Raw genomic sequence first — 14788 nt, 5'->3', positions numbered from 1 at the left:
TCCACCCGGAGCCCCGCCTTGCGCAAGCGCGTCCTCCTGCTGGCCGCCACCCTGACCACCGGCCTGCTCACCGCCCTGCCCGTCGCCCCCGCCTCCGCCGCCCCCTCCCGGCTCAGCGGCGACTTCAACGGCGACGGCTACCTGGACATCGCCCTGAGCGCCTCCGGCCACCAGGTCGGCTCGGCGCAGCAGGCCGGTGCGGTCGTCGTCCTCTACGGCTCGTCCTCGGGTGTCTCGGCCGCCAAGCGCACCGTGATCACGCAGAACTCCGCAGGCGTCCCGGGCACCGCCGAGGCGGGGGACCTCTTCGGCCAGAGCCTGGCCGCCGGCGACCTCGACGGCGACGGCTACTCCGACCTCGTCGTGGGAGCCCCGAACGAGACCATCGGCGACCGGGACGCCGTGGGCAGCGCCACCATCCTGTGGGGCGGCGCGTCCGGCCTGTCCGGCGGCGCCCTGGTGCCCCAGCCGTCCACCCTGGACGAGTGGAACAACTTCGCCACCGGCATCGCGGTCGCCGACTTCGACGGGGACGGGAAGAACGACGTCACCCTGACCGGACGGACCGAGACCCGCGTCTACAAGGGCCCCTTCACCCGCACGGGCACCCCGGTGAGCAACCTCCGTGTCGGCGAACTGGGCACCACCACCGAGGTGTTCGCGGGCGACCTGAACGGCGACCGCGCCGCCGAGCGCATCTACCCGTTCCTCGTCGACGGCGACGAGGGCGGCGACATCCGGTACTTCACCTGGAACGGCTCCAAGCACGTCATGAAGGACCTGCCGAACGCCGACGGTCTGCCCGGCTCGATCGGTGACGTCAACGGCGACGGCTACGGCGACGTGGTCCTCGGCGACCCCACGGACCCCAGCACGTACAAGAAGTCCGGCCACAAGGGAGGCCAGATCTCCGTCTGGTACGGCGGCCCGAACGGTCCCGACCCCGCCCAGAAGCCGACCGTGGTCCACCAGGACACCACGGGGGTGCCCGGGGCCGGTGAGACGGACGACATGTTCGGCTCGTCGGTCGGCACCGGTGACATCAACGGCGACGGCTACGCCGACGTCGCGGTCGGCGCGCCCGGCGAGGACGTCGGCAACATCGGCGGGGCCGGCGCGGTGACGGTCCTGTTCGGCTCCGCCTCGGGCCTGACCACCAAGGGCGCGAAGACCTGGACGCAGGACACCGAGGGCGTGCCCGGCGGCTCCGAGGCCTGGGACCAGTTCGGCCAGTCGGTCCGGCTGATCGACATCAACAAGAACGGCAAGGCCGACCTGGTCACCGGCGCGGGCGGTGAGAACGGCTACGGCGCCGTCACCATCCTGCGCGGCACCGCCTCCGGCCTGACCACCGACTACGCCAAGTTCATCAGTGCCCGCGACGTCTCCGTGCAGGGCAACGGGAACTTCGCCTGGGCCGTCGGCCAGTGACGTCCCCCCGCCCCAGGCCTTCCCGAGGGAACCCCATGCGCACACGCGTCCTCGCCGTCACGCTCGCCGGCGTGCTGGCCCCGCTCGCCCTGGCCGTGCCGGCCGCCCACGCGGCCCCGGCCGCCGCCCCGTACGACTTCAACGGCGACGGCCGCGCCGACCTCGCGGTCGGCGCCCCCGACGCGACCGTCGGCGGCCAGTCCAAGGCGGGTGCCGTCTCGGTCGTCTACGGCAGCTCCACCGGGCTGAAGACGGCCACCCGCACCCTGATCACCCAGAACACGGCCGGCGTGCCCGGCACCGCCGAGGCGGGCGACGCCTTCGGCAGCGCCGTCGCCTCCGCCGACCTGAACAAGGACGGCTACGCCGACCTGCTGATCGGCGCGCCCGGCGAGGACGTCGACGGCGACACCAACGGCGGCACGGTGGTCGTCGTCTGGGGCGCCAAGTCCGGTCTGTCGGGAGCCCGGACGGTCACCAACTACCTGAAGGACGAGACGGACCGTTACGGGCAGGCGCTGGCCGTGGGCGACGTCGACGGTGACGGCGACCTCGACGTCGTGGTCGGTTCCACCGGCTCCTGCGCCCTGAGCTTCGTCGACGGCCCCGTCACCCGGACCGGCTCCTTCCACGGCACCTCGGGCGCGGGCTTCCCCGCCCCCTACTCCCCGTCGTACGGCGTCACCTCCGTGTCCGCCGGGCGGGTCTCCCCCGCCTGGTCCACCAGCCTGGTGGTGCACGGCCGGCAGCCCCGCACCGGTGCCGCCGTCACCCACCTGGTCACCGACCCGTCCATCGGCAACTACACCGACTGGTGGCAGAAGCTGCCCGCCGGCACGGTCTCGGCGCTCGGCGACATCGACAAGGACGGGTACGCCGACATCGCCGTCGGCAACCCGGCGGAGACCTCCGCCGACCCGGCGGGGGCCAAGGGCGGCAAGGTCACCGTCGTCTACGGCGGACCGGGCGGCGAGGACACCTCCCGCGCCCCGCTGGTCCTCACCCAGGACACACCGGGCGCGCCGGGTGCGGCAGAGACCGGCGACGCGTTCGGCAGCAGCGTCTTCCTGGGCGACGTGGACGGCGACGGCTTCCAGGACCTGGCGATCGGTGCGCCCGGCGAGGACTCCGGTGCCGGATCGGTCACCCTCCTGCGGGGCACCGCCCACGGGCTGACGACCAAGGGCGCGGTGTCGTACACCCAGAACACCGCGGGCGTCCCCGGCGCCGCCGAGAAGGGCGACCGCTTCGGCGCCCGGGTCCTGCTCGCCGACCACTCCGGTGACCACCGCGCCGAGCTGACCGTGGCGGGCCCGGGCGAGAACGCGGCCGACGGCGCGGTCTGGTCGCTGCGCGGCGCCTCCACCGGGCCGGCGACGACCGGGGCGCTCTCCTTCGGCCCGTCGGCCACCGGGGTCTCCACGGCGGGCACCCCGCGGTACGGCTCGGTCCTCAACAACTGACACCCCGCGCCACCACCGGGGGACACCCGGGGGGAACCCCGGCACGACCCTGAACCGTCCCCTGACGCTCCCTTAGGGGATGTCACAGGTCGGCCGCAAAGCCGGGCCCGGACCGCCGGGCCCGGCACGTCGGCTCTCAGGACCAGGTACGTTCGTTGACGTGGCTGGATTCAGGATCGGACGCGGGGGCCGAGACAACCGCACCCCCCAAGGACAGCAGGCGCCGCAGGGGCCGTCGTACGGACACGGGCAGGGACACGGGCCCGCCCGGCCCGGCGGGCCGTCGTACGGACGGCCGGGCCCCTCCGCTCCCACGGGCCCCTCGTACGGCTACCCGTCGGCACCGCAGCCGCCGTACCAGCGGCAGGGGCAGCCCTACGGGTACCCGGGGCCGGCCGACGACGGACCGGAGTACTTCGGCGACGGCGGCCACCACCCGGGCCCCGGCCCCGGCGCGCACGACCCCTACGCGGCCAACAACCCGGGCCACACCCAGGCCTTCTCGGTCGACGAGGCCGCCGGCTACACCCAGGGCGCGACCTACCAGGCGGGCTCCGCCGCCGCGCCCGCCACGCCGCTCGGCCCGCCCCTGCACTGGAAGGAACTGCTGAAGGGGATCGTCCTGTCCCCGAACGACACCTTCCTGCGCATGCGGGACTACACGATGTGGACGCCCGCCCTCGTCGTGACCTTCCTCTACGGCCTGCTCGCGGTCTTCGGCTTCGACGGCGCCCGCCAGGACGCGATCAGCGCGACCCTCTCCAACGCGGTGCCGATCGTGCTGATCACGGCGGTCGTGATGGTCCTCGGCCTGTTCGTCCTGGGCGTGGTCACCCACACCCTGGCCCGCCAGCTGGGCGGCGACGGCGCCTGGCAGCCCACGGTGGGCCTGTCCATGCTGATCACGGCCCTCACGGACGCGCCCCGCCTGGTCGTCGCCATGTTCTTCGGCGGCGACGCCGGCTTCGTCCAGCTCCTCGGCTGGGCCACCTGGATCGGCGCGGGCGCCCTGCTGACCCTGATGGTGTCCCGCTCCCACGACCTGCCGTGGCCGAGGGCGCTGGGCGCGTCGGCGATCCAGCTGATCGCGCTGCTGTCGATCGTGAAGCTCGGCACGTTCTGAGTGCGGACGCGCGAGAAGGGCCCCCGGCGGGAAAGCCGGGGGCCCTTCGCGCTGTCCGTACTCTCGATCAGGCGTCCAGAACCTGCCCCGTCCGCTTCACCACGGGGGGCTGCACGCTCCACGGGAAGTTGATCCAGTCGTCGGTCCGCTTCCACACGTACTCGCACTTCACGAGGGAGTGGGACTTCTCGTAGATCACGGCCGAGCGGACCTCGGCGACGGTGTCGAGGCAGAAGTCGCGGACCAGCTTCAGGGTCTTGCCGGTGTCGGCGACGTCGTCGGTGATCAGGACCTTCTTGTCGGAGAAGTCGATCACGTTGGGGACGGGCGCGAGCATGACCGGCATTTCGAGGGTCGTGCCCACGCCGGTGTAGAACTCCACGTTCACCAGGTGGATGTTCTTGCAGTCGAGGGCGTAGGCGAGCCCGCCCGCGACGAAGACACCCCCGCGCGCGATGCTGAGCACGATGTCGGGCTCGTACCCGTCGTCGGCGATGGTCTGCGCCAGCTTGCGGATGGCGGTCCCGAACCGCTCGTAGGTCAGGTTCTCCCGCACGTCTGCGCTGCTCATGCTGTCGTCGCCCTCACACCTGGGTCCGATGGAAATTGAGGTAGGACCGCGAGGCGGTCGGCCCACGCTGCCCCTGGTACCGGGAGCCGTAGCGCTCACTGCCGTACGGCGACTCGGCGGGCGAGGTCAGCCGGAACATGCACAGCTGCCCGATCTTCATCCCCGGCCACAGCTTGATGGGGAGCGTGGCGAGGTTGGACAGCTCCAGGGTGACGTGTCCGCTGAATCCCGGGTCGATGAACCCGGCGGTCGAGTGCGTGACCAGCCCCAGCCGCCCGAGGGAGCTCTTCCCCTCCAGCCGGGAGGCGAGATCGTCGGGAAGCGTGATCACCTCGTACGTGGAGGCGAGCACGAACTCCCCGGGGTGCAGGATGAACGGCTCGTCGCCCTCCGGCTCCACCAGCCGGGTCAGGTCGGCCTGCTCGACGGAGGGGTCGATGTGGGGGTACCGGTGGTTCTCGAACACCCGGAAGTACCGGTCCAGCCGGACGTCGATGCTCGACGGCTGCACCATGGTTTCGTCGTAGGGATCGATCCGTACCCGCCCGGCGTCGATCTCGGCCCGGATGTCCTTGTCTGAGAGAAGCACGTAGCGAGGATACGCAAGGCGTGCGGAGCCGTCGCAATCGCGACGACTCCGCACGCCCGCTGTCACATGCCGACTACAGCCGGTCCTCTCGCGCCGCGCCCCTACCGCTTCTGCAGGACGACGGGGACCGCGCTGCGGAGCCGGGCACACCGCGGACACCGCACGAGCCGGCCGGGGCCGAGCCGCTCGGCCTTCTGCATCGGGAACGAAGCGGTGCTGAAGACGTGCCCGTCCGCGCATCGGACGACGGTGCGTTCCATCAAGTCCCTCAAGTCCCTTCCCCAGGAGCCTCGTCCGGCGTTGCTGCCCGGACGACAGAGGCACATTACGGGATCAAAGAGACGACTCTCCAGGCGGCACTCCGGCCCCACCGGACCCGCCCACGGTACGCCCCGACTCCAGCCGCCCGCAGCCGGTTACCCCGCCGGAACCGACTCAACCCTCCGGTCTCCGGACACCGGCACCCGATGATGATGTAGAGTGAGCGAGCGTCCGGACACCGGACCCTCCGGGGGCCGTTCCGTCCGTATTACGCGGGTGTAGTTTAATGGTAGAACATCAGCTTCCCAAGCTGAGAGCGCGAGTTCGATTCTCGTCACCCGCTCCATGTTTAAGGCCCAGGTCAGAGACCTGGGCCTTGTTGTTGTGTCCGGTGATCAGTTGTCGCGTGCCAGATTCGTGCCAGAAGACTTCTTCGCCGCCTTCCTGGCTGCCTCAGCCCGAGCCTTCCGAGGAGTCCGCGGCATCTGCGAGGTACGCGATGCCGGCCTTGCCGTACCCCTCACCGACGAGGGAGCCACAGTCCACGAAGTCGACCTGGACGACGAGGTCAGCCGCAACAGCCTGGCCCGTGCCGTTATGACGACGGCCACCCTGGACGAGGCCGAGGCGTACAGCCGGAAATCTGCGGCTTCTCGGAAATCGACTACGAGCGCAACAAGGCAGCCTGGCTCACCGAGCAGACGCCCACGAAGCTCGATCCCGCCGACGTGCTGTCCCGGCTCGACCAGTTCCAGACTGAAGCTCAGGCCCGCGGAGTCACCCACACGACGTTCCGCCGCATCACCGAGGCCCTGAACCTCAGCGGTTCGCAGCGCGAAGAGCTAAGCCACCTCCTGATCAGTAGCCGACCGGAGCAGTACGCAGCTCCCTTGTGGCGCATCCCAACCACGGACTGAGTTACAACCTTCTCTACGGGTTCAAGGCCCGCGCACGGCGCGGGCGCGCGCCGCCTTGTCGGCGGGGCCGCCGCTCTGTCTTCGCCAGCGGCGGCCCCGCCCGGCGGCGCGCTGCGTGCATGCGGGCAGAGGTAGGAAAACCCGCTGTGGCTGGGGCGGTCGGCTCCACGGCTTTAGGCAGCCACTTTGGGGCGAGCCTCTAAGATCATGGCCCCAACGTCGTGCTTTAACGGGCAGGTCCACAGACTGCCCGACTCGCCGGAAGCTTACGGGGCCATGATCACTCGCCCCAAAGCAGCTCCAGCCCAAAGCCGCTCCGCCGACCTCACGGAGTAATCTCCCGCAGACCGAGCCCGACTGTCAGTGCCAGTCACTAGCATGCCGCCATGAGCACCAAGCGACCTGCGATCCCGCGTGAACTCCGGCGGCGCGTTCTTATTGAGGCTGGGCATCGCTGTGCCATTCCGACGTGCCGAGCCACCCCCGTGGAAATTGCTCACATAACACCATGGGCAAAGGTAAAGAAACATGAGTTCAAGAATCTGATCGCCTTATGCCCTACCTGCCATACGCGATTCGACGATCCGCACAATCCGCTGGATCGCAAGGCCATGCGGCAATATAAAGCGAATCTAAATCCGCTTTTTTCGCTCGAAATCGGCGAGAAGGGGGATCAGATCATGCGCATTGCCGCATACCAGGATCTTCGGATCAAGTTAGGCGCCTGGGTGCGTAGCGTACAGGCTTTCGGTGAAGTGAAGTCTACACCCCAATCCACAGCAGAGGATGTTGCGGGCGCCAAGAAGGTGGCGAACGAAAGGTTCGCGGACGCGCTAATTTGCACATTGGATTTCCAGTCCCACTGGAAAGGGACCGAAGCGGACGACATCGCGCGCGCAATCTTCTATCACGTGGTGTACTGGGGTGACGATATGGACGGCGCCGAGTTTCCGATACCTCGAAGTCTGGGCAGGCGCGATATTGTAGACGAGATATCGGAGGCTTCCACCGACTTGCACCTATCCGTGTGTGAGGAGGTTGGAATCTTGGGGGCGGAAGATGTTGAATGATGCCTTAGTGCAGCGAGAGAGTCGCGCTCCCGCGCGTCAGGATCCAATCCCAACCGCATCAGACGCTTGCGCCCATTTGTAGACCGGCTACTGATCGCAATCGCCGACGCTCACCGCACCCATTGACACTCGGCCGCCCTTACAGCTTGCCGCCAAACAGTCACCCACTTGGCCTCACCGACTGGCCGGCACGTCGGCTATGTGGTGGCGTGGTTTCATGGTCACTCTCGCAGCAGCAAAGGCAGATAGTGGGACGGCTGCTATCTGGACATCCGCCATCGCGGCAGCCAGCGCACTTCTGGGTGCGGTGATTGGTGTCTTTGGAGGCGCATGGATCGAGCGCCAGAGGGAACGAAGGAGGCGTAAGAGACTGGTCTATGCGGCGACGGTAAACGTGTTCCATCAGTATGTGCACGCGTTGTCGCAATGGGTTATTCACAAAACGGAACCGAAGCAGATCAAACTGGAAGGGGATTGGCTGGCCAAGAGGGTGGTGGACACTGACTACTCCGCGCTGGCGCAGTCCGGAGAAATGCAGATCTATTGCCCCGAGGGCATGGAGCAGTACAAAGCGGTTCAGCAAGCGACAGTCCCGCTCAGAGAGCATGCGGACGCTGTATCTGACGGAGATGACCCAGCCCAAGTGGGAGTCGAAGAAGAGCCTTGGAAGAGTCTCTATATGACGTATCATAAAGAGGCGCAAAAGCTCGCTGCACTGGCACCCAAGTAGGCTGGCATGAGCACACCGGTGCATGAAGGGCCACTCGAAGTCTTCAAAGCATTGCGAGCAGAAATTGACCGGCGATCGAACCAGCAGCAGGCTCTATTGAGTTTGCAGGTGGCCGGTAGTACCGCTCTTACTTCGGTGGCACTTGCCAATCGTCATAACGTGACGGCACTTCTGACCTTGCCCCTATTTTCGCTAGTCTTCGGTGCTCAATGGTATGACCATCGCCTCGCTATCCGGTCGATCGGAAATTATATCAGGGACGACCTGGGGCCCCGCGTGCCGGGACTGTTGGACTGGGAAAGTACAAAGCCAAAGACTCGTGGACAGTGGGTAGGTGTTCTCGCCACCTATGCTGCCTTTCCTGTAGCCAGCATTGCAGCGGTCATCGCCTTGGTCGTAGCTGGCGCGCAAGGTCATGTTCCTGCGTGGGCCATAGTCGGCTGGTCTGTTGCGCTTATGGCCACCACCGTAATGCAGATTGTTATTTGGTGCTTTGTTGGTCGTCCGCGAGCATGATGGTCACAGCACCGACGGCAGCGCAACGGCCGCGGACAACTGCGGCGCTCGCCAGCCCGGAGCGGTACAGAGTGCCATCGGGCCGGCTTGCAGGGGGTCTTCCCGCGCCTTCTAAGCGCCGGGCCTGGGCCGTCCCTGGGCCGTCCGAAGCCGACCAACGCTGACAGGCGGCACCCACAGGTGACTACCCCCACCCCGCTCTGGCCTGGGCCCCCACAGATGATCTGCGACACTGGACGTGTTATGCCTGCACCCGGAGAACTGAGCTGACGTGCACTGATCCCGCGCATCGTGAGTCGCACCGGGTGTGTGTTTAACTGCGTGACAACGCCGACGAACAACCGCGGACGAGCACGGACGTCTGGGGACCATCGGAATAGGTGACGGGCACACGCCCTCCCAAGGCAGTAGCCCTACCGAAGTTGCGTCGGGACGAAGAGGTCGTTGGTTCCGTCGACCCCGCGTCAGCCTGAGCGTTGTCGGTGGCTGCCGCTAGCATTGATGAACTGGATGACGCCGAGCTGGAGTTGGGTAGGCCATGGGGATCAGTTCACCGCTCAAGAACCCAGAGATTTGGCGCTACCGGCGGGGGGATTTTGCTGACCGAAGGCTCATTAATCGGGACTACGGGACGTCCATCATCCAGGGCATCGCGCCCTCGCGAAACAGTTCACACATTGTTCTCTATGCCCAAGCCTCAGACCATGGGGACTCCGCTGGCTGGCGGGAAGACGGGCTCTACGAGTACATGGGCGCAAGCCGTCTTGATGAACGCACAGGACGGCCAGCCGCTGGACATGCGAACTTTAGCCGTCCTGACAACAACGCCTTGCTCACCTCTTGGCGCCAGGGCCGGCCATTGCAACTCTTGGAGAGAAAAGGTCGCGGCCCACAGCCGTTCCGCTACGTTGACTCATTCATCCTGCATGACTGGTTCGAGAAGGACGTAGGTGACGGAGCCTACATTCCCATCTTCCTGCTTCGTCCCGTGGAGGAGGCGACACATGCACCGCACCCGTCGTACTGCACCCACAGCAGCGAGCAGGTTCAATTGATTCCGGTCGAGCGGCACGCTCTGCTCAGCACCTTGCGTGAGGGCTCAATCGACCATCGCAGCATGCGCCCAGAAGCTCGCCTAGAGAAGAGCTTCTGTCTGTTCATGCTGCGGCAGGGCTACCCCGTTTGGCGTTTCGAAATTCGACACACGGCGGGCTGCCACCCCCTCTATACAGATGTCTGGGTCGGCGGCGTCAATCTTCTCTTGGAGACGAAAGCAAAGGCCGACAGAGACCACGTTCGCCAGGCTCTAGCCCAACTCATCGACTACACACGGTTCCTGAGCAACCCATACCGAGCGGTTCTCGTCCCTGAACGCCCGGAGGGAGACCTTCTGAAGCTTGCTCATACCCAGCAAGCAGCGGTGATCTGGCCCGGGACGCGCGGCAACTGGGAGTCCAGCGCCATGTGGCTCAGCCATCTCGGCATCACCTATCGACGATGAACAGTGGTGGACGCAGTCGCACGCACGACCCAAGCGCGAAACCGGGGACAGCTGTGCTCGTGACCTGGTCTGATCTGTCTCCACAGCGCTGGCGGTGGCCTTCATCGACCCAGCAAGGTGGGAGAAACCTGGGAGAAAATCTTCTCCCAGAGCCCTCGGGCGGCAGAGTCAGATCAACTCAGAGCAAGCCTCTAACCTGCGCACGCTCATCGCATGTCAGCTAGGGATCTTGCCCTGACCTTGTTCGGGACGAAGAGGTCGTGGGTTCAAGTCCCGCAACCGCGAAGGAAAAGTACCGGCTCAGGGCAGTGGGGGCAGCTGGTCTACGAAGTGGGCTGGCTCTCCAGCAGTGTTTCCACCGTCAGGGTTCCTGTCAGCGTGCCCGTCAGCCATTCCGCGAGGTTGACGCCCTGGGACCAGCACTCGCCTTCGTGGTTGACCCACATGACGCCCGCAGGATCGCGGAAGTCGACCAGCGACCAGATAGTGCAGCCCCAGTCGTAGATCAGCACCAGGCCGGCTGGGATGCGGCCGGACGGATCCGGGCCGTCCTGGTACAGCTCGGCGATGTCCGCAAAGTTGCCCTGCGCGGTCCCACCGTTCACGCCCAGGATTCCTTCGTTCGGGCCGAATCCGCCGTTGGCGACCTCGGCGTACAAGCGCCTCAGGAGAGGAGGCAACGGGAACCCGATGGCCTCCTCCGCCCCGGCGATGGCCTCCGGTGTTGCGGGCGGTGCCAAAATCCCCGTCCGGGCTACGATCCGCAACGCCTCGACAACCTCATCATCAGTCACGGGCTCAGAGTCTCAGCCCGGGGTGGTCGGGCGTGCCAGATGTGTGCCAGATCCTGCGGACAACCACGGGGAACAGCGGGGAACAAGTCGGCGACTGCCCGCACACCGTTCAAGATCCACCGCAGGTCGGCGCAGCAGCCGCTGCCAAAGACCCCAAGCTTCCCAAGCTAAGAGCGCGAGTTCGATTCTCGTCACCCGCTCTGTCAGAAACCCCCAGGCCAGCGGCCCGGGGGTTTTTGTTGTCTGGCCAGTGGGCAGGTGGCGCACCACAACCGCACCATAAGCGCGCGGTGAGCTGCCGGTCTGTTTCTCCTTGCGGTCCGCGCTCTTGTCCGTGCGGTGCTTCGCACGCTCGGCGCGTCCAGCGGGCCCCCGGCCGGGCCTGCGCTCCTGTCTCCGCCCCGCTCCAGCCCGGCCGGCGCCCGGGCCGCGCACATGGCAGCGAGCCGAAGACCACAAGGCGAGTGCCACCAGGAGGCGGGACGGGAGCACCGCACGCACGCCACTACGGACCCCGCAGCCGGGAACGGCGCCCCCACCATCCCGGTGCCGGCCGATCCCCCGCCGGAGGCATCGTTCTGACCGTGGCCGCACACCGTCGACCCTTTGGGCAGCGTACGCGGTTGAACTGCCCTTGCAATTCCTACCTTGCACAGGGGATGACACCTCAGTCCCAGTGGACGGCGGTGTCACCCCAGCCCTCACGGGGCAATGGCGAATGCTCTGGAACGGGCAGCCGTATTCCGTCGAACAGTCGAGTCCATGCAGCGTTCGGCCCCCATCTCGTCCCCTCTCGCACGGCCCGGAGCCGACGATTTCGGCAGGGTCGGTTGAACCAGTCGAGTGAATATCCGTGCGCCATTACGACATCTGGCCCATCTCTACCTGCGTGTTTCGCTACCCACGCCATACCGAAAGGTTGCAGGATCTGGGGTGACCTCTGATCCACTCGCAGAGAAAGGTAGTTCATCCGATGAAGGCTTTCCGGAGTCTCGTTGTGGGGCTTGCGACCGGCGCCCTCTCTTTGGGAGGCGTGGCGCTCGCCAATCCGTCCGTTATCCCCGCTCACCGAGTGATCACTTCCATCACTCACCCTCTCGGCCACAGCAGCAAGGGTGCGGACCACGGGGACGGCTCCGCCTACCTGAACCTGGATCACAACTGCAAGGGCGGCACTTTCGGGTACTGCACCCAGAACGCGACGTTCAACCCGACGGTGACGCTGAGCCTGATTCCCATCGGCATCATCGGTGGCTCCAACGGAACGAACAACCCGACCAACGCCAACAATGCCAACAACGGCAACAATGGCAACAACGGGAACAACGGGAACAACGGCAACAACCCGAACAATGCCAACAACGGCAATAACGGGAACAACGGCAACAATGGGAACAACGGCAACAACGCGAACGGCAATGGCTGACAGGGTCGCCTAATGCGCGTGGACTCCTGTGGCACCCCCTCCCCTTCCAGGCACTGCAGCCGAGTCCTCGGCCTGTCTGCGTAGGGGCGCCAAAGGGGCGGGAACTCCCGGCATCGCCCAGATCGGCGGCGCCGGGAACCCGCGTTACATAAGGCACCGAAGCGGCCCGCGGCTGCCCGCCGACGCACATGCCGATGAATCGGCAGATGACGAGGATCATCATGGAGCAGTTCACGAAGACAACCGGCGACTCCGTCCCGTTCAGAAGCTCGGACACGCTGGTAGGCCCGCCCAGGGCGTCCGAGGCCGGTCCGGCGGAGTGCGTCGAATCGTCCGCCTCTGCGGACACGGACGTTGCGGGCGACGCACTGCCCACCCAAGCCATCGGGCGAAATGCGGTGAGACGTGTTCCGTTCACGACTTCTTCGGCGGTATTGATGGCTACGGCCGCCATTCTGCTCGGCGCCGCGGCATGGCACCTCGGCATGGTTTTCCTGACCCTGACACCAGCTAATTCCGTGACGAACAGATATCAAAAGTCGATCAACGATTACATCTATCCAGAATTTGGCCAGAACTGGCAGATGTTCGCGCCTAACCCACTGGCTCAGAACGTGTCGATCGGCGCTCGGGTCCAGACGCTGGGGCGTGATAACACCCGGCACACATGGGACTGGGAGAATCTATCATTCCGGCACCTGACCGCCATGAGGCGCAATCCGATCCCCAGCCATCTGGATCAGAACGTGCTGCGCCGGTCCTGGGATTTCTATACGGAAACGCACGATGTGAAGGACAAGCCGACGAACGGGATGCGCAGCGCGCTGTCCACCGAATACCTGACGCGGCTCGCGCTTCAGCGTTTCGGCCGCCAGTGGAAGGGCGAGCGGATCGTCCGCATCCAACTCGCCAGCCGCACCACTGCCGTTGCCCCTCCGAAGTGGACAGGGCAGAAGGCGCCGGACACGACGGCCTACAGAGTCCTGCCGTGGTGGACGGTCGAGGAGAAGTTCTACAAGGAGCTGTGACGTGTACGAGAACCGCAACACAGCGACGGTCTCCGTCCCGGCGCCCCAGTCTCCAGCGGGCGGCGTCACCGCACCCCGGCCTTCCTCTGACCCGGCGTCACAGCCGTCGACATCCGGACGTCCCGGCACTCGGGTGACCGTTCGCCAACGTGCAGGCGCGCTGGTGTCGCGGTTCATCGCTTTCACCAGCCGCACCCAGTCCCCGTACCAGGCCGCCGTCATCCGGATCGGATACGGCTTCTTCTTCGCCTGCTACCTGCTCCGCGAATGGCCGAACCGTCGAGTGCTGTTCGGTGACCACAACCCCTGGTCACTGACCATGGCCAGGACCCTCACCGCCGACACACACGCCTTCACTGTGCTCACATGGTCGGGTGGCCGTTGGTGGTTCGAACTCGTCTACCACGGGGCGATCGCAGCCGCCGTACTGCTCATGCTGGGTTGGCGCACACGCGCTACAGCGGTGCTCTTCCTCGTGGGAGTGCTCGCGATCGAGAACCGCAGCCCTTTCGCGGGCGACGCGGGGGACGACATCATCCGCATCATGGCGGTGTACTTGGCCTTCACCCGCTGTGGCCAGGTCTGGTCGCTGGACGCGCGGCGCCGTGGGCCGCAGGCCGGCGATACCCGGAACGACCGGACCGGGGCGGCATTGTGGCTCACGCTCGGCCCGCCGCTGATGTGGGCTTCATGCGTCCACTGGGACGGCTGGCTCGGAATCTTCTGGGTGATGTGGGGTCTCCAAGGCCTGTGGTTCGCCCTGAACCTGTGGGCTCCTCGCCATGCGATGCGCTCGCTGCTGGACTCCGGCGCGGCCATGCTGCACAACTGCGCGATGCTCGTCATCGCCGCTCAGGTCTGTCTCATCTACGCCTCAGCGGGTCTGTACAAGAGCCAAGGCACGAAGTGGCAGGACGGCAGCGCCGTCTACTACGCGATGCACCTGGATCTCTTCCGCCCCTGGCCGTGGCTGACCGATCTCGTCTCGGGGAACATGCTGCTGGTCTTCCTGCTGTGCTACGCCACCGTCATCATGCAGATCTCCTTCCCCTTCACCCTGATGTACCGCAAGGTCAAGAACGTGCTGCTGGCCGTCATGATCCTCGAACACATCGGGATCGCGGTCGTCTTGGGCATCCCCTTCCTGTCGCTCGCCATGATCGTCAGCGACTTGGTCTTCCTGCCTACAGCCCTCCTCATCTGGTCCGAGGGCCGGTGCGCGGTTCTGGTGCGGCTGGTCCGGGAGCGACACGGGCGGTACAGAGGCGAGCAATGCCTCCAAGGGGCGTGACTTCCGATGAGCCCCCCACTGCTCGGACACGTCCTGGTCGGTCCGGCATCTGTGACCTGACCGCGTGACGCCCGTCC

The 14788-nt window shown here is 66.2% G+C and carries 13 protein-coding genes, 1 tRNA gene and 1 pseudogene; 12 read left to right on the top strand and 3 right to left on the bottom strand.

The window, feature by feature from the left end; translation table 11 throughout:
* Positions 1-18: 18 nt before the first annotated feature.
* The 3 genes from AB0946_RS09960 to AB0946_RS09950 all read left to right on the top strand — a co-directional run bounded on the left by AB0946_RS09960 (position 19) and on the right by AB0946_RS09950 (position 4017).
* Positions 19-1431, top strand: a complete 1413-nt coding sequence (locus AB0946_RS09960; RefSeq protein WP_366760075.1) for an FG-GAP-like repeat-containing protein — start codon at positions 19-21, stop codon at positions 1429-1431.
* 35 nt (positions 1432-1466) lie between these two features.
* Positions 1467-2894, top strand: coding sequence for an FG-GAP-like repeat-containing protein (locus tag AB0946_RS09955; RefSeq protein ID WP_366760074.1), 1428 nt, complete (start codon positions 1467-1469; stop codon positions 2892-2894).
* A 79-nt stretch (positions 2895-2973) separates the two neighbouring features.
* Entirely contained in the window at positions 2974-4017 is a 1044-nt protein-coding gene (locus AB0946_RS09950; RefSeq protein ID WP_366760073.1) for a YIP1 family protein, read from the top strand.
* 67 nt (positions 4018-4084) lie between these two features.
* Here the strand turns inward: AB0946_RS09950 and AB0946_RS09945 are convergent, their stop codons facing one another.
* Both AB0946_RS09945 and dcd read right to left on the bottom strand, forming a co-directional pair.
* Positions 4085-4588, bottom strand: a complete 504-nt coding sequence (locus tag AB0946_RS09945) for a phosphoribosyltransferase (RefSeq protein ID WP_366760072.1) — start codon at positions 4586-4588, stop codon at positions 4085-4087.
* Positions 4589-4601: 13 nt separating this feature from the next.
* Positions 4602-5177 (bottom strand): dCTP deaminase, encoded by a 576-nt coding sequence (dcd, locus tag AB0946_RS09940; protein WP_014673940.1) that lies wholly within the window; start codon positions 5175-5177, stop codon positions 4602-4604.
* A 533-nt stretch (positions 5178-5710) separates the two neighbouring features.
* Between dcd and AB0946_RS09935 the strand changes: the two genes are divergently transcribed.
* The 6 genes and pseudogenes from AB0946_RS09935 (at position 5711) to AB0946_RS09910 (ending at position 10172) form a co-directional block, all read left to right on the top strand.
* Positions 5711-5784 (top strand) — tRNA-Gly (locus AB0946_RS09935).
* Between the two features lie 92 nt (positions 5785-5876).
* Positions 5877-6355 (top strand): annotated as a pseudogene (locus AB0946_RS09930) (DUF1152 domain-containing protein); the annotation flags it as partial.
* Positions 6356-6741: 386 nt separating this feature from the next.
* A complete protein-coding gene (locus tag AB0946_RS09925) occupies positions 6742-7425 on the top strand; it encodes an HNH endonuclease signature motif containing protein (protein ID WP_366760071.1) in 684 nt (227 codons plus the stop codon).
* Between the two features lie 217 nt (positions 7426-7642).
* Positions 7643-8155, top strand: a complete 513-nt coding sequence (locus AB0946_RS09920) for a hypothetical protein (protein ID WP_366760070.1) — start codon at positions 7643-7645, stop codon at positions 8153-8155.
* Positions 8156-8161: 6 nt separating this feature from the next.
* On the top strand, positions 8162-8671 hold the full coding sequence (locus AB0946_RS09915; protein ID WP_366760069.1) for a hypothetical protein: 510 nt from the start codon (positions 8162-8164) through the stop codon (positions 8669-8671).
* A gap of 538 nt (positions 8672-9209) precedes the next feature.
* Positions 9210-10172, top strand: a complete 963-nt coding sequence (locus AB0946_RS09910) for a hypothetical protein (RefSeq protein WP_366760068.1) — start codon at positions 9210-9212, stop codon at positions 10170-10172.
* A gap of 323 nt (positions 10173-10495) precedes the next feature.
* Here the strand turns inward: AB0946_RS09910 and AB0946_RS09905 are convergent, their stop codons facing one another.
* Positions 10496-10966 (bottom strand): SMI1/KNR4 family protein, encoded by a 471-nt coding sequence (locus AB0946_RS09905; RefSeq protein ID WP_366760067.1) that lies wholly within the window; start codon positions 10964-10966, stop codon positions 10496-10498.
* Between the two features lie 973 nt (positions 10967-11939).
* On the opposite strand from AB0946_RS09905, the gene AB0946_RS09900 reads away from it, so the two are divergent.
* The 3 genes from AB0946_RS09900 to AB0946_RS09890 all read left to right on the top strand — a co-directional run bounded on the left by AB0946_RS09900 (position 11940) and on the right by AB0946_RS09890 (position 14711).
* Entirely contained in the window at positions 11940-12392 is a 453-nt protein-coding gene (locus tag AB0946_RS09900; protein WP_366760066.1) for a hypothetical protein, read from the top strand.
* Positions 12393-12613: 221 nt separating this feature from the next.
* Entirely contained in the window at positions 12614-13420 is an 807-nt protein-coding gene (locus tag AB0946_RS09895; protein ID WP_366760065.1) for a DUF5819 family protein, read from the top strand.
* 1 nt (position 13421) lies between these two features.
* Positions 13422-14711: an HTTM domain-containing protein gene (locus tag AB0946_RS09890; RefSeq protein WP_366760064.1), complete on the top strand. Its 1290-nt coding sequence runs from the start codon at positions 13422-13424 to the stop codon at positions 14709-14711.
* Positions 14712-14788: the final 77 nt, after the last annotated feature.

Origin of the sequence: Streptomyces sp. NPDC046870 (assembly GCF_040704595.1) — a bacterium.
Taxonomy (GTDB): domain Bacteria; phylum Actinomycetota; class Actinomycetes; order Streptomycetales; family Streptomycetaceae; genus Streptomyces; species Streptomyces argyrophylli.
This window is presented reverse-complemented; position numbering and strand designations above follow the sequence as displayed.